At 51.8% G+C, this 18,777-nt stretch carries 21 protein-coding genes; all 21 read left to right on the top strand.

Annotated elements, in window-relative coordinates; all coding sequences use genetic code 11:
- The first annotated feature begins 91 nt into the window (after window positions 1–91).
- The 21 genes from flgG (at window position 92) to MKY86_RS17285 (ending at window position 18,773) form a co-directional block, all read left to right on the top strand.
- Window positions 92–910, top strand: coding sequence for a flagellar basal body rod protein FlgG (flgG, locus tag MKY86_RS17385; protein WP_076078615.1), 819 nt, complete (start codon window positions 92–94; stop codon window positions 908–910).
- Window positions 911–1,036: 126 nt separating this feature from the next.
- The gene (locus MKY86_RS17380; RefSeq protein ID WP_036724671.1) at window positions 1,037–1,261 is read left to right on the top strand and encodes a flagellar FlbD family protein; all 225 of its coding nucleotides are present in this window, start codon (window positions 1,037–1,039) and stop codon (window positions 1,259–1,261) included.
- On the top strand, window positions 1,258–1,725 hold the full coding sequence (locus MKY86_RS17375) for a flagellar basal body-associated FliL family protein (protein ID WP_076078616.1): 468 nt from the start codon (window positions 1,258–1,260) through the stop codon (window positions 1,723–1,725). Before MKY86_RS17380 ends, MKY86_RS17375 begins: the two co-directional genes overlap by 4 nt.
- 39 nt (window positions 1,726–1,764) lie before the next feature.
- On the top strand, window positions 1,765–2,763 hold the full coding sequence (gene fliM, locus MKY86_RS17370; protein WP_036692509.1) for a flagellar motor switch protein FliM: 999 nt from the start codon (window positions 1,765–1,767) through the stop codon (window positions 2,761–2,763).
- Entirely contained in the window at window positions 2,753–4,087 is a 1,335-nt protein-coding gene (gene fliY, locus MKY86_RS17365) for a flagellar motor switch phosphatase FliY (protein WP_076078618.1), read from the top strand. Before fliM ends, fliY begins: the two co-directional genes overlap by 11 nt.
- Before the next feature lie 26 nt (window positions 4,088–4,113).
- Window positions 4,114–4,479, top strand: a complete 366-nt coding sequence (locus tag MKY86_RS17360; protein WP_036692515.1) for a response regulator — start codon at window positions 4,114–4,116, stop codon at window positions 4,477–4,479.
- Window positions 4,480–4,488: 9 nt separating this feature from the next.
- Window positions 4,489–5,019, top strand: coding sequence for a flagellar biosynthetic protein FliO (locus MKY86_RS17355; protein ID WP_036724678.1), 531 nt, complete (start codon window positions 4,489–4,491; stop codon window positions 5,017–5,019).
- Window positions 5,016–5,780, top strand: a complete 765-nt coding sequence (gene fliP, locus MKY86_RS17350) for a flagellar type III secretion system pore protein FliP (protein ID WP_076078620.1) — start codon at window positions 5,016–5,018, stop codon at window positions 5,778–5,780. The genes MKY86_RS17355 and fliP overlap by 4 nt, the downstream gene beginning before the upstream one ends.
- 22 nt (window positions 5,781–5,802) lie before the next feature.
- Window positions 5,803–6,072: a flagellar biosynthesis protein FliQ gene (gene fliQ, locus MKY86_RS17345; RefSeq protein ID WP_036692523.1), complete on the top strand. Its 270-nt coding sequence runs from the start codon at window positions 5,803–5,805 to the stop codon at window positions 6,070–6,072.
- A 4-nt stretch (window positions 6,073–6,076) separates the two neighbouring features.
- Entirely contained in the window at window positions 6,077–6,868 is a 792-nt protein-coding gene (fliR, locus tag MKY86_RS17340) for a flagellar biosynthetic protein FliR (protein WP_036724682.1), read from the top strand.
- Window positions 6,869–6,890: 22 nt separating this feature from the next.
- Window positions 6,891–7,985: a flagellar biosynthesis protein FlhB gene (flhB, locus tag MKY86_RS17335; RefSeq protein WP_083684915.1), complete on the top strand. Its 1,095-nt coding sequence runs from the start codon at window positions 6,891–6,893 to the stop codon at window positions 7,983–7,985.
- Between the two features lie 20 nt (window positions 7,986–8,005).
- Window positions 8,006–10,039 (top strand): flagellar biosynthesis protein FlhA, encoded by a 2,034-nt coding sequence (gene flhA, locus MKY86_RS17330; RefSeq protein ID WP_036724686.1) that lies wholly within the window; start codon window positions 8,006–8,008, stop codon window positions 10,037–10,039.
- A complete protein-coding gene (flhF, locus tag MKY86_RS17325; protein ID WP_076078623.1) occupies window positions 10,036–11,454 on the top strand; it encodes a flagellar biosynthesis protein FlhF in 1,419 nt (472 codons plus the stop codon). Before flhA ends, flhF begins: the two co-directional genes overlap by 4 nt.
- Window positions 11,451–12,332, top strand: coding sequence for a MinD/ParA family protein (locus MKY86_RS17320; protein WP_076078624.1), 882 nt, complete (start codon window positions 11,451–11,453; stop codon window positions 12,330–12,332). The genes flhF and MKY86_RS17320 overlap by 4 nt, the downstream gene beginning before the upstream one ends.
- Window positions 12,333–12,367: 35 nt before the next feature.
- The gene (locus MKY86_RS17315; protein WP_076078626.1) at window positions 12,368–13,759 is read left to right on the top strand and encodes a protein-glutamate methylesterase/protein-glutamine glutaminase; all 1,392 of its coding nucleotides are present in this window, start codon (window positions 12,368–12,370) and stop codon (window positions 13,757–13,759) included.
- Between the two features lie 34 nt (window positions 13,760–13,793).
- Window positions 13,794–15,884 (top strand): chemotaxis protein CheA, encoded by a 2,091-nt coding sequence (locus MKY86_RS17310; protein ID WP_076078627.1) that lies wholly within the window; start codon window positions 13,794–13,796, stop codon window positions 15,882–15,884.
- 27 nt (window positions 15,885–15,911) lie between these two features.
- On the top strand, window positions 15,912–16,373 hold the full coding sequence (locus tag MKY86_RS17305) for a chemotaxis protein CheW (protein ID WP_036692546.1): 462 nt from the start codon (window positions 15,912–15,914) through the stop codon (window positions 16,371–16,373).
- Between the two features lie 3 nt (window positions 16,374–16,376).
- A complete protein-coding gene (locus MKY86_RS17300) occupies window positions 16,377–17,003 on the top strand; it encodes a chemotaxis protein CheC (RefSeq protein WP_036724698.1) in 627 nt (208 codons plus the stop codon).
- Entirely contained in the window at window positions 16,996–17,493 is a 498-nt protein-coding gene (locus tag MKY86_RS17295; RefSeq protein WP_036724701.1) for a chemotaxis protein CheD, read from the top strand. Before MKY86_RS17300 ends, MKY86_RS17295 begins: the two co-directional genes overlap by 8 nt.
- A gap of 2 nt (window positions 17,494–17,495) precedes the next feature.
- Window positions 17,496–17,906, top strand: a complete 411-nt coding sequence (locus MKY86_RS17290) for a hypothetical protein (RefSeq protein ID WP_076078629.1) — start codon at window positions 17,496–17,498, stop codon at window positions 17,904–17,906.
- Between the two features lie 78 nt (window positions 17,907–17,984).
- Window positions 17,985–18,773: a FliA/WhiG family RNA polymerase sigma factor gene (locus MKY86_RS17285; RefSeq protein ID WP_036724703.1), complete on the top strand. Its 789-nt coding sequence runs from the start codon at window positions 17,985–17,987 to the stop codon at window positions 18,771–18,773.
- Window positions 18,774–18,777: the final 4 nt, after the last annotated feature.

The raw sequence follows: 18,777 nt of genomic DNA, 5'->3' as shown, positions 1-18,777 counted from the left end.
GGCTGCCGACCGACTGACGCGGCCACCGCTCCAGCTTTATCTTTCAATTCTTAAGAGTCAGAAGACTCTATAACCGGGAGGACGATTAATAATGTTAAGATCTATGTACTCAGGGGTTTCAGGTATGCGCGGATTCCAGACTAAGCTCGATGTCATTGGTAATAATATTGCGAATGTCAATACCATTGGCTTCAAGTCAGGGCGCGTGATGTTCAAGGATATTATGAGCCAGACTGTCTCCGGGGTTACGGCACCCGGGGAAGAGGGACAAGGCGGGGTCAATGCTAAACAGATCGGTCTTGGCGTATCCATCGGTTCCGTTGATACTATGCACACAGCTGGTAGTGCTATGACAACGAATAACCCCACAGATCTGAGGATCGACGGAGACGGATTCTTTCTGGTGAAGCTTACGGGTGACCAGGAAGTACCGTTCCTGACCCGTGCCGGGGATTTTCATGTGGACGCCAGCCGCAATCTGATTACATCGGACGGCTTACATGTCGTTGACTCCGGGGGCGCGCCCATTCAGATCGCTGACGATGTTACGGCATTCTCCATCTCCAGTGACGGAACGATTGTGCAGACGATGGCGGACGGCACTACTGAATCCGGTGTTCAGATTGGCATGGGTAAAGTCAGCAATCCGCAGGGGCTTGAGAAAATCGGCGGCAACCTGTACCGGATGTCCTTAAATGCAAATGCTGAAGGAGCACTGGAACCGACAACTGCCAATGATCCAGAAGTGGGAACAGGTACTATTGTTACCGGCCAGCTGGAAATGTCCAATGTGGATCTGACTGGTGAGTTCACAGAAATGATTGTTACCCAGCGTGGATTCCAGGCGAATTCGCGGATTATCACCACTTCCGATGAAGTATTGCAGGAAGTAGTTAATCTGAAGCGTTAAGCCTGAACCGTTAAGCCTGAACCGTAAGATGTAACTTGCTGAATAATAACGTTTTGCCTGCAGCGGAAATGTTATTGCAGTCGTGGGGGAGGAGCTCCTCCCCCTATTTAGGTTAGGAGGCCTGTCATGATTTCGGTAACAAGATTGAACGGGGCGGGGATGTGGCTGAATGCCCTGCTGGTTGAAATGGTTGAAGAATCACCGGACACGTATATTACGCTGGTAACCGGCAAAAGGCTGATCGTGCTTGAGAAGGCCGATGAAGTCATTAGCAAGATCAAGGAATATAACAGGGACATAGGCACACACGCTGCCACCATTAAAGTCCAGTCAATGGAGGAGCTTTCATGAAAAAGATGCTGCCATGGCTCATCACGATATTGCTGGCCGTTACACTTATCGTAGTCGCTGCATTCTTGCTGATGGACAGATTTTTCCCGGGTGACGGGAATGAAGTGAACAAGGCTGTCCAGAACGTGGAGACGAAGAAGATGACTGCTGATGAAATTGTTAAGATGACGGCCGAAATCCAGGATATCAAAACTAATCTCGCCGATCCCGATTACATCCTTTCAGTTGACATCGCGCTTCAATTAGATTCAGCGGCGTCCAAGGAAGAATTCGAAAAGATAAAATCGATTAAAATAACACCGCTGATTATCAAAGCGATTGCCGATGCCAAACCCGAGGAGCTGAATGGGGCCAGCGGCAAAGATCAGTTCAGCAGCAAACTGGTGAACATCATCAACAAAAACCTGACAGAAGGTTCGATTACCCAGATTGAATTCACCAAATTCATAATGGCACCAATGTAGCTGCAGGCGGGTCAATTCTTTGATGGGGGGGTGATTGAATTGGTTGATGTACTATCACAAAACGAAATTGATGCTCTGCTTGCTGCACTTTCATCCGGTGAAATGGATGCCGACGAACTTAAAAAAGAGGAAACTACTAAAAAGATCCGCTCTTATGATTTCAAACGGGCCGTACGCTTCTCCAAAGATCATATCCGCAGCTTAACCCGGATTCATGATAACTTTGCCCGCTACCTTACAACGTACTTTTCGGCCCAATTGCGCACCTTCGTGCAGATCAATGTCGTTCAAGTAGAGCAACTCCCTTATGACGAGTTTATCCGCTCCATTCCCAAAATGACGATATTGAATATTTTTGAGGCCGAGCCGCTGGAGGGCCGGATGGTGATGGAGGTGCATCCGAATATTGCTTTTGCCATGCTGGACCGTCTGCTTGGCGGCTTCGGAACGGCACCCTCCAAAATCAATGCGTTGACTGAAATCGAAACGACCATTATGGAGAGGATTTTCAGCAGATGCTTTGAAAGTCTGCAGGAAGCCTGGAAGACGGTGCTTGATATCCATCCCCGGATGGAGGCACTGGAAACGAATCCGCAGTTTATGCAAATTGTATCGCCTAATGAAACGATTGCCCTGATCTCCCTCAGTACCAAAATAGGAGACACAACGGGGATGATCAATCTCTGTATCCCGCACGTTGTGCTGGAGCCGATTATGTCAAGACTCTCGGTGCACCAGTGGTTTGTCTCTGAGAAAAAGGTGCGGGATGAGGTAGAGCTCGAAGCCATCCGGGCAAGAGTGCACCGGGCGCAGCTTCCCATCGTGGCTGAGCTGGGCGAATCGAATTTATCCATTGCTGAATTTCTCGGGCTCAGCATCGGCGACGTGATTTCTCTTAACAAGACGGTGGATTCCGGTCTGTCGATTAAGGTGGGGGACAAGCTGAAATTCATTGGAAGTCCGGGGATGATCAAAGAACGTGTGGCTGTGCAAATAGACGAGATTGTCAGCGAAGGGGTTGAAGAGTTTGACGAGTAAAGATTATTTGTCCCAGGAAGAGATAGATGCTCTTCTTAGACAGTCTGCGGAAGGCAATTTGGCTCCTTCACCGAAGACCGTGGATGATTACTTAACACCTTTTGAACAGGATGCATTGGGAGAGATCGGCAATATCACCTTCGGAAGTGCGGCAACTGCACTCTCCACCTTGCTGGGTAAGAAGGTAGACATTACTACCCCTAAGGTATCCATTATTACACGCGGAGAGTTCGAGGAAGCCTTTCCCAAACCTCATGTAGCTGTTCACGTACAGTATGTCGACGGTTTCCAGGGAATCAATTCTCTGGTGATCAAGATCAGGGATGCACAGGTCATTGCCGACTTGATGCTCGGCGGGGAAGGAGATCCCAAAGACGAGGAACTGAACGAGATTCATATCAGTGCCGTGCAGGAAGCGATGAACCAGATGATGGGCTCGTCCGCTACCTCAATGTCAACGATCTTCAACAGATTCGTCAACATTTCTCCGCCTGGCATTGATATTCTTAACATGTCCAGCGGAGAAGGTGTAGGCAGCCTGCCGGATGATGAGACTCTGATCCAGATTTCCTTCCGCCTCAAGATCGGTGATCTGATTGATTCCACTATCATGCAGCTGCTGCCTGTACAATTCGCCAAGGATATGGTGACCATGCTGCTAGGCGATGTCAGCCAGGCTGACCAGGAAGCGGCAGTCTCCTCTGCGGAAGCTACACCGCCTCCGGCTGCGGCAGCCGCACCAGCGCCTGCACCGGAACCAGCGCAGGCGCCGCCTACAGCTCAGCAGCAGATGCCTGCGCCGGAGGCGGGAGGGTACCCGCCGCAATATCCGCCGCAGGGTCAGGGCATGCCGCCTTATCCGGGAATGCCGGAAGGCGGATATTATTATCCTCCGGCAGGGATGCCGGCGTATGGGATGCAGGGCATGCCGCCTTACGGAATGCCGCCGCAAGGCACGCCCTATCCGCAGGCTCAGCCGCAGAATCCGGTACAGGGCCGTAATGTAAATGTGCAGCCTGTGCAATTTGCGAATCTGAGTGCAGGGGCTTTTGGCAATATTGACGAAAATAATTTAAATTTATTAATGGACATACCACTGAAGGTAACCGTAGAATTAGGAAGGACCCAGAAGCAGATCAAAGATATTCTGGAAATGTCGCAAGGTTCAATTATTGAACTGGACAAGCTGGCAGGTGAGCCTGTTGACATTCTGGTTAACAACAAGCTCATTGCCAAGGGGGAAGTCGTAGTTATCGACGAGAACTTCGGTGTCCGCGTTACGGATATCGTCAGCCAGTGGGACCGTATACAAAAATTACAATAAGCATACTTAGGGAGGATTTTGTAAAAATGGCTAACCGAATTCTAATCGTGGACGATGCAGCATTTATGAGAATGATGATCCGGGACATTTTGTCGAAGAACGGATTTGAGGTAGTGGGTGAAGCCCAGGACGGTTCACAGGCTATAGAGAAATTTAAGGAACTGCGCCCGGATCTGATCACGATGGATATCACCATGCCTGAAATGGACGGGATCGCCGCCCTTAAGGAGATCAAAAAAGTAGATGCCAATGCCAAAGTCATTATGTGTTCAGCCATGGGTCAGCAGGCTATGGTTATTGATGCAATCCAGGCCGGTGCCAAGGACTTTATTGTGAAGCCGTTCCAGGCAGACCGTGTCATTGAAGCCATCAATAAAACGCTGGGTATATAGGAACGAGGTATGTTATTTGCTTCCGGAACGCTCGGAGACAGTAGTAATGCCCTGCTGAATTTATTGAAGGTTGTTTTTTTTCTGGCAGTTATTGTTATTCTTATCGTGCTGCTGATCCGTTTTCTGGGACGCCGCAATCAGACTCTGATGAGCGGCCGTTCCATCCGTACGCTGGGTGCGCTGGGGCTGGGTCCGAATAAGTCGATTCAGGTCATTGAGCTGGGCGGCAGCCTCTATCTGATCGGAGTGGGCGAGGACATCACTATGATGGATAAGATCACCGATCCGGCAGAGGTGGCGCTGATTATATCCGCTTTTGAAGACCAGGCCCCAGGAACGGACAACTTCATTGCACCGCTTATCGCCAAAATCAAGTCCAAGCTGCGCGGTGAAGTGCCGTCCCAGGAAATTGAGATTCATGAGACTTCGTCTTTCTATGAGACGCTGCAATCCAAGCTTGCCCTGGCGCCAGAGCGCAAAGAGAAGCTGGAGGAACTGCGCAGGGATGAGGATCTCAGGAAAGAGTCGGAGGATTTATGAAAAAAAAGCTGATTCTTTCTTTTATGCTGCTTGGTATTTTCAGTGTGCTGCTCCTGCATCCGGTTCATGCCGACCCGATTCCTAATATCAATATCTCGGTGGGGGACAACGATGCTTCAAGCGGGGGGACAAGCTCCATCTCCATCCTGCTGCTGGTAACGGTGCTTAGCATTGCTCCTTCATTCCTGGTGCTGATGACCAGCTTCACGCGGATCGTGATCGTACTTGGGTTCGTAAGAACCTCACTTGGTACACAGCAGATGCCTCCGAATCAGGTGCTTGTAGGACTGGCTCTATTCTTAACCCTGTTCATTATGTCGCCGACGCTGGCAACCGTGAACGAGACGGCCTTACAGCCCTATATGAAGGGGACTCTGACCCAGAGTGAAGCACTGAACAAAGCGCAGGAGCCGATTAAGGAGTTTATGTTCAAGCAGACGAACACGAAGGACCTGCTGCTGTTCATGAACTATACCGGCAATAACGCTACAGTAAAGCCAGCCAGCTATAATGATATTCCTTTAACAGTAATGGTACCTGCTTTTGCAATCGGCGAGATGAAGAAGGCTTTTACCATGGGCTTTATGATTTTTATTCCTTTTCTTATTATTGATATTGTGGTGTCCAGCACCCTGATGGCCATGGGGATGATGATGCTGCCGCCGGTAATGATATCTTTGCCTTTCAAAATTATGCTCTTTGTGCTGGTGGACGGCTGGTACCTAGTAGTCAAATCACTGCTGCTGAGTTTTAACACCTGACTTATAAGAGGAGGCACATGGGATGAATGCGGAGTTTATTATCGGTCTGGCCGGCCAAGCCGTATATTTAGTGCTGGAGACCAGCGCCCCCATGCTGATTCTTGGTCTGGTGGTAGGACTGATCGTCAGTATTTTTCAAGCCACAACCCAGATTCAGGAGCAGACCCTGGCGTTTGTTCCCAAAATCGTTGCCGTACTGCTTGCTTTACTGCTGTTCGGTCCGTGGATTATAACGAAGCTGGTGGATTTCACCAGCCAAATTCTGGGCAGTCTCTATATGTATATCGGTTGAGACTATGAATATAGAGACCCTGCTGCAAAGTTTTCCTGTCTTTCTGTTGATTTTTTGTCGAATTACCGCCTTTTTTGTTGTCGTTCCTGTCTTTTCGTCACAAAGCGTGCCGACAACGTTCAAAATCGGTTTGTCTTTTTTTGTGTCCATGGTCATCTTCAGCTCAGGCAGTATGAATATTACCGTTCCGCAGGATCTGGGGTTTATCCTCCTGATTATCAGGGAGGCATTAATCGGGCTGTTGCTTGGGTTTATCGCCTACCTGATGTTTATGACGATTCAGACTGCGGGCTCTTTTATCGATATTCAGATCGGGTTCGGGATTGCGAACGTCATTGACCCGATGACCGGGGCCTCGGCGCCGATTATCGGCAACTTCAAGTATATGATTGCACTGCTGCTGTTCCTGAGCATGAATGGCCACCACTACCTGCTGGATGCTATCGTATACAGCTATAAATGGGTGCCGATAGATAATGATCTGTTCCTGAAAATGATCGGCGGAAGCTTGTCTGAGTTTCTGATCCGCACCTTTGCACAATCCTTTATGCTGGCCTTCCAAATGTCGGCTCCGCTGGTCGCTGCTCTGTTCCTGACGGATGTAGGCCTGGCCTTCCTGGCCAGAACGGCTCCGCAATATAATGTGTTTGTCATCGGTGTTCCGCTCAAAATCATTATCGGTCTGGCGCTGCTTCTTATACTGATGCCGGGGCTGGCTGCGCTGTTCCAGAATCTCTTCGAGATTATGTTCGAGTCCATGCACAATCTGCTTGGCCTCATTGGGAAGAGTCCTTAGGCTACGGTAAGGAGAGATTGTCTTGGCAAAACAGGCAAGATACAAACTGAACCTTCAGCTGTTCGGGGGAGATAAGACAGAGAAGGCCACTCCGAAGAAACGGCAGGATGCCCGCAAGAAGGGGCAGGTTGCCAAAAGTGCTGAAATGTCAGGTGCAGTGGTCCTCTTCTCGGCGCTGCTGTCACTGAGCGTCTTCGGCGGCTTCATGAAAGAACGGTTTATCAAGCTGTATACAGATGTGTTCCAGAACCGGATGATGCTTGAGGTAACACCAGAGAATATCTCGGCACTGTTCAACCAGTACGGGCTGCAGATCCTCATTCTGCTCGCTCCGCTGCTGGGCATCACCTTCCTGCTGGCGCTTGTGGCCAACTTCGCACAGGTAGGCTTTATGGCTTCAGGCGAAGGAATTACGCCTAAGTTCAGCAAGATCAACCCCATCAAAGGCTTCAAAAATATTTTTTCCATGCGTTCCGTAGTAGAGTTCCTCAAATCTGTCTTCAAGCTCATCCTGATTGCCTATCTGGTCTACAGTACGCTTTGGGGACAGAAGGAGAGCTTTGCACGCCTCTCGCATGTCGATGCGGAAGGGACATACAGCTTCGTTGCGAAGCTGACCATGAGCCTGGGCATCAAGATTGCAGCGGCTCTTTTTATAATGGCTGTACTGGACTATATCTATCAGAAATACGAGCATGAGAAGAGTCTCAAGATGTCCAAGCAGGACATTAAGGATGAGTACAAAAAGATGGAGGGCGACCCCATCATCAAAGGCAAGATCAGGGAACGTCAGCGCAGAATGGCGATGCAGCGGATGATGCAGGAGGTCCCCAAGGCCGATGTTATCATCACGAACCCGACCCACTTTGCAGTCGCCCTGAAGTATGACGGTTCCACAATGGAGGCTCCTCAGATTATAGCCAAGGGTCAGGATTATGTGGCACTCCGCATCAGGGAACTGGCCAAGGAGCATGGTGTTGTAACGATGGAGAATAAGCCGCTGGCACGGGCATTGTTCCAGAGAGCGGAGATCGGTGATGTAGTGCCGGCCGATCTGTTCCAGGCAGTTGCCGAAGTGCTGGCCTATGTATACAAGCTTAAAGGCAAGAGGAGATAAGCCGGGGGAGGTTAAGGACATTGAAAGCTAAAGATCTAACAGTTCTACTGGGCATTATCGGTATCGTGCTGATGATGATTCTGCCCATCCCTGTCTGGCTTTTGGATGTACTGTTAATTGTCAATATCTCGATAGCCCTGACCATTATATTGGTCGCTATGAATACCAGAGATCCGCTGCAGTTCTCAATATTTCCTTCACTGCTCCTGATCACAACGCTGTTCCGCTTAGCGCTGAACCTGTCAACAACTAAGCTGATTCTGGCTGATGGCCATGCCGGGGAGGTCGTAGCGACCTTCGGAAGCTGGATTGCCAGGGGACAGATCGCGATCGGGTTCATTGTCTTCCTGATCCTGGTGGTGGTTCAGTTCATTGTTATCACCAAGGGTTCTGAGCGCGTGGCCGAGGTAGGCGCCCGCTTCACACTGGATGCGATGCCCGGTAAGCAGATGAGTATTGATGCGGATCTGAATGCGGGGATGATCAATGAGCAGCAGGCACGGGAACGCCGCCGTAATGTCGAACGCGAGGCGGATTTCTTCGGAGCCATGGATGGTGCGAGTAAGTTCGTCAAAGGTGACGCCATTGCCAGTATCATCATCCTCATTATCAACCTGATCGGCGGCTTCATTATCGGTATGACCGTTCACGGTATGTCGTTCCAGACAGCACTCTCAACCTACTCTGTACTGACCATCGGTGACGGTCTGGTCAGCCAGATTCCGGCCCTGCTGATCTCCACGGCTTCCGGTCTGATCGTTACCCGGGCGGCTTCGGAAGGCAATCTGGCAGAGGATCTGACCGGACAATTGCTGTCTTATCCGAAGCTTCTATACATAGTGGCTGCAACCATTGCGTTTCTGGGTTTCTTCACCCCGATTACGATTATGTCCACGCTTCCTTTGGCAGGGCTGATGGCTTACGCGGCCTACAGTATGGGGCAGAAGGCCAGCAGGCAGCAGATTGCCGATGAACAACTGGTCGAGGAGAAGCAGATCGAAGAGGTGCGAAGTCCCGAAAGTGTCATCAATCTGCTTACGGTGGACCCGATCGAATTCGAATTTGGTTATGGTCTGATTCCTTTGGCGGATACGGGACAGGGCGGCGATCTGCTCGACCGTATCATCATGATTCGACGGCAATGTGCGCTGGAGATGGGTCTTGTCGTGCCGGTTATTCGTATACGCGACAATATTCAACTAAAACCGAATGAATATGTCATCAAAATTAAAGGAAATAACGTTGGCGGCGGTGAATTATTACTTAATCACTATCTCGCCATGAGCCCCGGTTATGATGATGAGTCGATTAGCGGGATTGAGACTATTGAACCATCCTTTGGGCTGCCTGCCCTATGGATTGATGAGTCGGTGAAGGAGCGGGCTGAATTATCCGGTTATACCGTGGTTGACCCGCCTTCCGTTGTAGCGACACATCTGACCGAGCTGATCAAACGGTATGGACACGAATTGCTGGGCCGTCAGGAGACGAAGCAACTGGTCGACAACCTCAGGGAGAATTACCCTGTGCTGGTGGACGAGCTGATCCCTTCCATTCTTGCTGTCGGGGATATTCAGAAGGTGCTGGGCAAGCTGCTGCGGGAGAAAATATCCATCCGCGATCTGGTCACCATCTTCGAGACGCTTGCCGATTACGGCACGTATACCAAGGACCCTGACATTCTGACTGAATATGTGCGGCAATCCCTCTCCAGACAGATTACCCAGCAGTTCTCTCAGACGGGGGAGACCCTGCGTGTCATTACTGTAGGCCCCGGACTTGAGAAGAAAATTTCCGAGAGCGTGCAGCAGACGGAGCAGGGCAGCTACTTGGCGCTTGATCCGGTATCTACCCAAACCGTCTATCAGCGGCTTACGGAGCAGATCAACCGTCTCCTGCAATCCGGCCAGCAGCCGATTGTACTAACCTCTCCAACGATTCGCATGTATCTGCGCCAGGTGATTGAGCGAACCATGCAGGATATCCCGGTGCTCTCCTACAGCGAGCTGGAGCCAAACATTGAAATTCAAAGCGTCGGGGTGGTGAACTTATGAGAGTGAAGCGTTATGTGGTCGATACGATGCCTGACGCCATGCATTCGATCCGCAGCGAGCTTGGAAGCGATGCCGTTATTTTAAGCACCAAAGAAATAAAGGTTGGCGGATTCATGGGCATGTTCACAAAAAAGAAGATTGAGGTTGTGGCTGCTGTGGAGAACGGTGCAAAGGCGGCCGCGCAGGAGAAGATTCCTGCACCGCCAATGAATGTACCGCGAAATGCAGTGCCAGAGGCCTATCAGAAGGCTGCCTCAGCCGCTGCTCCTCCGCTCCCGCCGCCTGTGACGGTAAGAGATGCGGCAGCAGCCAAGTCGTTTGCCGAGATTGCCGCAGCGCTGGCTGATCCGCTGGAGCAGGGCGGAGGCGTCGCTGTGATGCCGCCTTTAGCCAAGACGGAGCCGCCGGATATCCGCACTGAGGATATTGCAGCAGGCCAGTCGTCTGTACCGCAGCCAGAGGAGAACCGGAAGAAGCTTGCAGCGATCTATGAATCGCTTGCAACAGAGCAGTCTGAACCTGAGCATACTGCTCCCACTGAAAGCGATGTTCTGCGGGAGATCCGGGATATGAAGCAATGGATGGAACGTATTGCACGTTATTCCTCAGGGGCAGCCGAGCTGCCTGATGCGCTGGAATCCTTACGCAGCCGCCTGATTGACCAGGAGACTGACGCTGTTCTCGTAGAGGAATGGATCGGACATGTTCTGGAGCGTTACCGTGAGGAAGGAAGCAGCTGGGGGCCGGAGGAATTCGAGGCTGTGCTCAGAGAGCAGATTGATGAATTTCTGTCAGGACGCATTGCCGGCGGTATTGCCCCGGATACCCGGATTGTATATATTGCCGGGCCCACTGGGGTCGGCAAGACGACAACGATTGCCAAGCTGGCAGCGGAGCAGTTGTTCAAGCAGGGCCGCAAGGTTGGGCTGATTACCTCGGATACTTACCGGATATCGGCGGTTGAACAGCTTAGAACCTACGCTTCCATTCTCAACATGCCGCTGGAGGTTGTCCAGTCACCGGGAGATCTGCAGCGGGCGATGTTCCGGCTGGAGAGCTGTGATCTGGTGCTAATGGATACAGCCGGACGGAATTACCGCAATGAAATGCTGGTGGCTGAACTGCAGAGCCTGCTGGCCAAGGAGCTTAAGAGCGAGACCCTACTGGTGCTGAGTCTGACCTCGAAGAGCCGCGATATGAAAAAGATCGCGGAGCACTTCGGCAGATACCAGCTGGATAAGGTTGTATTCACGAAGCTGGATGAAACGGGGAGCTACGGCCCGCTGTTCAATGTCCTGAATGATTATCCCCTGAAGCTCTCTTATATTACCAACGGACAGAATGTTCCTGATGATCTTCTTATGGCCACAGGGGAGCAGATTGGCGGCATGCTGCTGGGAACAGGGGGCGGGTGATGGACCAGGCGCAGGCATTAAGACGGCTGGTCTCCAGCCAGGATACAAGGCAGGCTCCCGGAAGCGGTGCCTCCGCCCGGATCATCACGGTATGCAGCGGGAAGGGGGGAGTCGGAAAGTCGAATTTTACCCTTAACTTCGCGCTTGCACTGAAGGCCATGGGACGGAGAGTTCTTCTGTTCGATGCCGATATCGGCATGGCCAATATTGATGTCCTTATGGGTGTCTCCTCCAGATACAATCTGTACCACCTGCTCAAGCGGGAAGCGGATATCGGACAGATTATTCAGCTCGGTCCGGAGGCGCTGCCCTTCATTGCAGGGGGCTCCGGGATGGACGAGCTGTTCACACTCTCGGAGGCGGATCTGAATTACTTTACCACACAGATTGCAAGCATTGCCGATACCATGGATTTCATCCTGTTCGACACAGGGGCGGGGCTGTCCAAGGAAACGATGAAATTCATCACTTCTGCCGATGACTGCCTGGTGGTGACCACGCCTGAGCCTACCGCAATTACAGATGCATATGCGCTGATGAAGGTTGTTCATCATTCGCATCCTGAGGTTTCGTTCAGGCTGATTGTCAATCAGGCAGGGGATGAACGGGAGGCACGGGCTACCAGTGACAAAATCCGGATGGCGGCCAGCCGGTTCCTGCAGCTTGAGCTTCCCTTTCTCGGTTACATCAGCAGTGATCCGCATGTAGTACAGGCCGTTAAGAAACAAATTCCATTCTCAGTGGCTTTTCCGAACAGTATTGCAGCCAGGGATGTGCAGAGGCTTGCGCAGAGCTATCTGGCTGTGGATTCAGTAGAAACCGCTAAAGTTCAAGGCATCAAGGGATTCATCAGCAAGTGGTTGAAACGAAACAGATAATTGTTCTGAATTTGAGGGACAGAGGTGGAAAAGCTATGAGGCCATATAAAGTTCTGGTTGTTGATGATTCTGCATTCATGCGCAAGATCATTTCCGATTTAATAGAGAATGATGCCGACTTTCAAGTCACAGCGACAGCTGCCAACGGACGCGAGGCGATTGAGAAGGTTAACGAGCTTCGTCCGGATCTCGTAACCATGGATGTGGAGATGCCTGAGATGAATGGCCTGGAGGCGCTCAAAAGTATCATGGCCCAGCGTCCGCTCCCGGTGATTATGCTGTCCGGCATCAATGAAGAGGGTATGAAGGAGACGATTCTGGCCTTGGAGTGGGGGGCTTTCGATTTCATCCGAAAGCCGTCCATTTCAAACTCCCAGGATATCATCGCTGTCGGAGTGTCCCTCCGGGAGCAGATGAAGGAAGCGATGCTGGCGCGCGAGCGGCGTGAAGCCCGCGCTTCCGCCGTCAAATCGCCTGAGCCTCCTCCTCCCGCTGCTGAACCGCCTGCTCCGCGGGCTGTTGTGGAACCGGTAAGAAGGAAGCTGGAGCCGTCCAAGAAAGAAGCGGATAAAGCGCCGCTTCAGGGCACGGAGAAGCCAAGGGTCAGGGCGCCGCTTGAACCGCCCGCTGACAAACGGAAGCCGGAGACCGGCACTGAGCCGGCGGCTGCGAAGCGGGTAGCCAAGCCTGCGCCTGCAGTGCCTAAACCGGCTCCCGACAGGTTGAAAGGGCGTTCCCAGGAGGCGCAGGGCGCCGGAAGGGCTGTACAACGGGCGGCTTCTGAAATTGCTGCAGGCTCGTTCGCGGAACCTCCTGCAGCAACAGGAGGCCAGGCAAGCGGAAGCCGGAGCGTGCGCAAGCTGGTTGCTGTAGGCTGCTCAACCGGAGGTCCGAGAGCGCTGAAGGCATTCCTGGAGAACATCCCCGGTGACTTCCCGGCACCGATTGTCATTGTCCAGCATATGCCGCCTAACTTCACCAAATCGCTGGCCCAGCGTCTGAATACCTTCAGCGCGCTGGAGGTCGCGGAAGCGGAGCACGGTATGATTCTCCGGCAGGGTGCGGCGTATATTGCCCCCGGGGGTTATCACCTGACAGTGGTTCCTGTGCCTGGCGGCCAATACATGATAGAGCTTACTAAGGAAGAGGTCCGTAATGGACATCGTCCTTCTGTAGATACACTGTTTGAATCGGTATTGCAGCTTACCTCGCTGGAACGTCATGCCGTCATTATGACGGGAATGGGCAGCGACGGGGCCCGTATGATGAAAGCACTCTATGATTCGGGGGTGACATCAACCTTTGCAGAGAGTGAAGAAACCTGTGTGGTATACGGAATGCCGAGGTCTGCAGTAGAGTTGAAGTGTGTAAGACACATCCTGCCTTTGCAAGAAATTGCTCCAAGGCTGGTACAAGCCGTTAAATAATGGAATAGCGAACTCGAAGGGGAGGTACCCGCTCATGGACATGAACCAATACTTATCCATGTTTATTGATGAGTCAAATGATCATCTGCAGTCTTTGAACGAGAGCATGATGGGGCTGGAAGCGAATCCGGAGGATCTGAGTATTGTTCAGGTGATTTTCCGCTCCGCCCATACCTTGAAAGGTATGGCGGCTACAATGGGGTTTGAAGATTTGGCTTCGCTTACGCACCAAATGGAGAATGTGCTCGATCTGGTGCGCAATAACAAACTGCGGATGCAGGACTTCATTTTTGATACCCTGTTCAAAAGTATTGACGCTCTGGAATCCATGGTGGAGGATATCACCGGCGGGGGAGCGGGCAAGGCTGATGTAACAGAGATTGTCTCTTCCCTGCAGGCCATCGTACGCGGAGAGGTTCCTTCTGCCGGCAATGCTTCTGCTGAAGTCACTGCTGCTGCGTCCGGCAATGCCAGCGCGGCCCAGGTGTTCCTGGATGAGTTCCAGTACTCAGTGCTGGAGCAATCCCTTCAGGAAGGCCATCAGGTGCTGTATGTGGATGTGGCGATCCGCAAGGACTGTCAGCTCAAGGCTGTGCGTGCCTACATGGTCTTCGACCTTCTGGAGCGTTCAGGAGAAGTCGTGAAATCCTTCCCTTCGGTTCAGGACATAGAGCAGGAGAAATTCGATTACGGATTCTCCCTCTACTACATAACCCAAAAGGATGCAAGCGAGATTCAGAAGATGATTCTGAATCTGTCAGAGATCGAAGCGGTTACCGCTGTGGCGCTTGATCAGGAGTCACTTCGCCAAATGGGACAAGACACTGCGGCAGCTACAGCCGAAGCGCCCGCTCCGGCTCCGGTGCAGGAAGCTGCTCCCGTTGCTGCCGGTAATGCTTCCCCTGCGGCTTCTCTGCATCCCAAGGAAGAGAACGGCAAAGCAGCCCCGGCCCGGGCAGGAGGGTCGCCGTCGCCTTCCCGGACCATCCGTGTGGATATTGAGCGGCTGGATGTGCTGATGAATCTGTTCAGCGAGCTGCTTATTGACCGTGTCCGGCTGGAGCAGCTGGCCTCCGAGGTCCAAAACGGGGATCTTACCGAAACGGTCGAGCATATGGGCCGGGTGAGCGGAGATTTGCAAAATATCGTAATGAAGCTCCGCATGGTTCCGGTAGACACCGTATTTAACCGGTTCCCGCGGATGATCCGCGATCTGGCGAAATCGCTGGACAAGAAGGTGGATTTAATCATCACTGGAGCAGATACAGAGCTTGACCGTACCGTGATTGATGAGATTGGCGATCCGCTGGTCCATCTGCTGCGCAATGCGGTTGACCACGGGATTGAATCTATTGCAGACCGGATTGCGGCTGGGAAGCCGGAGACCGGAACCGTCCAGCTCCGGGCCTTCCATAGCGGCAATCATGTGTTCATCGAGATTGAAGAGGATGGCAAGGGCATCTATCCGAAGAATGTCTTAGCCTCTGCTGTCAAAAAGGGTGTGATTACCCAAGAGCAGGCGGGCACGATGACAGATGACGAAGCGTACCAACTGCTCTTCGCGCCTGGATTCAGTACAGCTGAGGTCATCTCTGACGTATCGGGTCGGGGCGTGGGTCTCGATGTGGTCAAATCCAAAATCTCTTCCCTGGGCGGTAACGTCACCATCTATTCTACACCAGGCAAGGGCACGAATTTCTCCGTTCAGCTTCCGCTGACCCTGTCGATCATTGCAGCGATGCTGGTTCGGCTTGGCTCAGAGAAATATGCCATTCCGCTCTCTTCCATCGTGGAGACTGGAATTGTGAAGCAATCCCAGATCCGCACCATTCACGGCAACCGGATGCTGGAGTTCCGGGGCAGCCATATTCCGCTGGTCTCCCTGAGCAAGATCTTCTCCATTCCGGACTATGATGAAAGCACGGAAGAGGAGACGGAGATCGTGGTTGTCCGCAAGGGAGAACGGCTGGTTGCCTTGGCCGTGCAGGACTTCATTGGCCAGAACGAAATTGTAATCAAGAACCTCGGCAAGTATCTCCCAGAGGTGCAGGGAATTTCCGGAGCCACGATTCTTGGAGACGGACAGGTAGCGCTTATTATCGATCCGAATGCTTTTATCAAATAATCAGGTTAGAACAGGGAGGGTCATTCCATGGCTGAAGATATCAAAGTAATTGTATTCAAGCTTGGCACTGAAGAATACGGCATTGAAGTAGAGAAGGTCCAGACGATTGAACGTATGATGCCGATTACCCGCGTACCGAAGACCTATTCCTTTATCAAAGGTGTGATCAATCTGCGCGGTGTCGTGATTCCGGTTATCGATCTGCGCGGACGGTTCGGCATCGAGGAAGCGGAGCACACCGACCAGACCCGGATCATCATCGTCAATGTGAATGAGATGGAAGTGGGCTTCATTGTTGATTCAGCCAACGATGTCATTGATCTGAACCGTGACATTATTGATGTACCGCCGGATGTCGTGGGCGGAATCAAGGCGAAGTATCTGGACGGGGTGGCCAAAATTGGTGATGACCGCCTGCTGATTATGCTTAACCTGTCTGAAGTGCTGAACAAGAGTGAAATCGTGCAGCTGGAAAGCCTGGAGGGCTAGCCTATGGAGCTATTCAAGAACTTCAAAGACTTCAAAATGGATGTGCTTAAGGAAGTCGGAAATATCGGGGCCGGCAATGCTGCCACTGCTTTATCACAACTGCTTAATAAGCCGATTGATATGGCGGTTCCGAAGGTACAGCTGCTCAGCTTCGAGGAGATCACCGATAAGGTGGGCGGAGCGGAGGAACTGGTATATGCGGTATTCCTGCGTGTGGAAGGTGAAGCCCCGGGCAACCTGTTCTTCATTCTTACCCCGGAGGCGGCAAGCAACCTGCTCAGCCGGATTGCCGGCATTGAAGTCTCCGGCGGCGATGAGCTGAGTGAGATGGAGTTATCCGCACTAAGCGAGATCGGCAATATTCTGGCCGGCTCTTATCTCTCTTCCCTGGCGGACTTCACCTCCCTGACCATGTATCCGACAGTGCCGGCGCTTGCAATGGATATGGCCGGAGCCATTCTTGGCTACGGGCTGCTGCAGTTCGGTCAGATGGGCGATGATGCGCTGCTGATCGATACGACTTTTTTAGAAGGCCAAAATGAAATTGAAGGACAATTCTTCCTTATTCCCGATCCGGAATCGTTCCCCAAAATATTCAAGGCTTTAGGAGTACCGTTCGACAATGATTGAAGAGCAGAGCATCATTAAAGTAGGTATGGCGGATCTGAACGTAGGCAGCCAGGACAGCCTTATTCGTACGACCGGTCTTGGCTCCTGTGTAGGTCTGACTCTGTTTGATCCCGGTAAAAAGCTGGCGGGGATGGCTCATGTCATGCTGCCCTCTTCAGAGATTGCCAGGGAGGGACAGCTGAATATCGCCAAGTTCGCAGATACTGCTGTGCCTGAGCTATTGGCCCGCCTGCTGGGGCTGGGGGCGGTTAGAAGCCGGATTGTGGCCAAGATGGCCGGAGGCTCGCAGATGTTTGCTTTTGCCGGAGGGAGTGACACCATGAGGATCGGGCCTCGGAATGTGGAATCCTGCAAGCTTGCTCTTGAGAGCCTTCATATTCCGCTTATCGCGGAGGACACGGGCGGCAATTATGGGCGCACGATAGAAATCTCCTGCAATACCGGAGTGATTTTTATCCGCAGCGTTCAAAAAGGCCCGAAGGAAATTTAGCCATGAGCAGGAAACTATTGCTGAATATTGTGGCCGGACTGATCGGATTTGTACTAACCTTCCTTGCGAACAACGGACAGAACCTGCTGGGTACCAGCCTGATCCGGGGCATGTACGGATTTATTATCTGGTTTGTGCTTGCTTTCTTCCTGAGATGGGTATTGGGTTTTATTATCGGAAAAGAATCCTCAGACCCGGAAGCCGGTTTGTTCGATAACGGAGAGTCTCTTGGCGGGAAGCTTGATATTAGTACACCTGAAGAGGATCAGGAGCTCAAAGACCTGTTAACCCCAAAACGGGAGGCGGTCAGTGAAGAGCCCGGGGGGTTCACGCCTTTGCAGCCTCCGAAGCTAGTCTCTATGAAAGATCCTGAAGAATTGGCCAAGGCCGTTCGTCACCTGAAAGAAGAATAAGCGAGTACTGCGGCGAAAGTCCGTCATCTTGCGCCGCATGTTTGCCCGCTGACTAAACTTTGGGAAGGGTGAAAGCCGTTGAACGAGCGTAAAGCAGCTCAGTCGGAAACAGACCTGCTTTGGGAGCAGTGGAAAGAGCACGGCGATCCTGAAGCTAAAAAAAAGCTGATTGAGAGTTATCTCCATATTGTTGATTACGTGTCCAGCCGTCTGGCAGTAGGGCTGCCCAAAAACGTCTCCAAGGACGATTTGGCCAGCAACGGTGTCATGGGACTCATTGATGCGATCGAAAAATTCGACTACAAGCGGGGGCTTCAATTCCAGACCTATGCTTCGTGGCGGGTTCGGGGAGCAATCCTTGATTCTCTGCGGCAAAGTGACTGGGTTCCCAGATCCGTACGCGAAAAAGCGAAAAAAATCGAGGATGCCTACCAGCAGCTGGAGCAGAAGTATTTGAGATCGGTAAGTGACGATGAAATGAGCAAGTATCTGAATATTTCGGAAACGGAGTTTCAGACGATGCTGCAGGATGTCGCAGTAATGTCGCTCTGTTCATTGGAAGATCCTATACGTGAAGAAGAATCAGAGACACGAATGTCCATATTGGTAGATGACAAGGCCAAGAATCCGGACCGTAAAGTGAATGAGTTCTACCTGAGGGATACGCTAACCAAAGGCATCGAGAAACTAACAGTGAAAGAACGGACCGTCGTGTCCCTTTTATATTATGAGGATTTATCTTTAAGCGAGATTGCGGAAGTGATGTCACTGTCTCCTTCGCGAATCTCCCAGCTTCATTCCAAAGCTATTTTGCGGCTAAGAGGAACACTTGAGAAGAACCGGGACCTTCTGATGCAAAATGATTAACCGG

The organism is Paenibacillus sp. FSL R7-0333 (assembly GCF_038000365.1).
In the GTDB taxonomy this organism is placed as follows: Bacteria; Bacillota; Bacilli; order Paenibacillales; family Paenibacillaceae; genus Paenibacillus_AQ; species Paenibacillus_AQ silagei.
Note: the sequence above shows the minus strand (reverse complement) of the source record. Positions and strands in the feature narration are given on the sequence as shown.

Excerpts from the sequence above, each read along its gene's own strand:
- flgG (WP_076078615.1), top strand. The coding sequence starts at position 92 with ATGTTAAGATCTATGTACTCAGGGGTTTCAGGTATGCGCGGATTCCAG.
- MKY86_RS17380 (WP_036724671.1), top strand. The coding sequence starts at position 1,037 with ATGATTTCGGTAACAAGATTGAACGGGGCGGGGATGTGGCTGAATGCC.
- MKY86_RS17375 (WP_076078616.1), top strand. The coding sequence starts at position 1,258 with ATGAAAAAGATGCTGCCATGGCTCATCACGATATTGCTGGCCGTTACA.
- MKY86_RS17360 (WP_036692515.1), top strand. The coding sequence starts at position 4,114 with ATGGCTAACCGAATTCTAATCGTGGACGATGCAGCATTTATGAGAATG.
- MKY86_RS17355 (WP_036724678.1), top strand. The coding sequence starts at position 4,489 with ATGTTATTTGCTTCCGGAACGCTCGGAGACAGTAGTAATGCCCTGCTG.
- fliP (WP_076078620.1), top strand. The coding sequence starts at position 5,016 with ATGAAAAAAAAGCTGATTCTTTCTTTTATGCTGCTTGGTATTTTCAGT.
- fliQ (WP_036692523.1), top strand. The coding sequence starts at position 5,803 with ATGAATGCGGAGTTTATTATCGGTCTGGCCGGCCAAGCCGTATATTTA.
- fliR (WP_036724682.1), top strand. The coding sequence starts at position 6,077 with ATGAATATAGAGACCCTGCTGCAAAGTTTTCCTGTCTTTCTGTTGATT.
- flhF (WP_076078623.1), top strand. The coding sequence starts at position 10,036 with ATGAGAGTGAAGCGTTATGTGGTCGATACGATGCCTGACGCCATGCAT.
- MKY86_RS17315 (WP_076078626.1), top strand. The coding sequence starts at position 12,368 with ATGAGGCCATATAAAGTTCTGGTTGTTGATGATTCTGCATTCATGCGC.
- MKY86_RS17310 (WP_076078627.1), top strand. The coding sequence starts at position 13,794 with ATGGACATGAACCAATACTTATCCATGTTTATTGATGAGTCAAATGAT.
- MKY86_RS17305 (WP_036692546.1), top strand. The coding sequence starts at position 15,912 with ATGGCTGAAGATATCAAAGTAATTGTATTCAAGCTTGGCACTGAAGAA.
- MKY86_RS17300 (WP_036724698.1), top strand. The coding sequence starts at position 16,377 with ATGGAGCTATTCAAGAACTTCAAAGACTTCAAAATGGATGTGCTTAAG.
- MKY86_RS17295 (WP_036724701.1), top strand. The coding sequence starts at position 16,996 with ATGATTGAAGAGCAGAGCATCATTAAAGTAGGTATGGCGGATCTGAAC.
- MKY86_RS17290 (WP_076078629.1), top strand. The coding sequence starts at position 17,496 with ATGAGCAGGAAACTATTGCTGAATATTGTGGCCGGACTGATCGGATTT.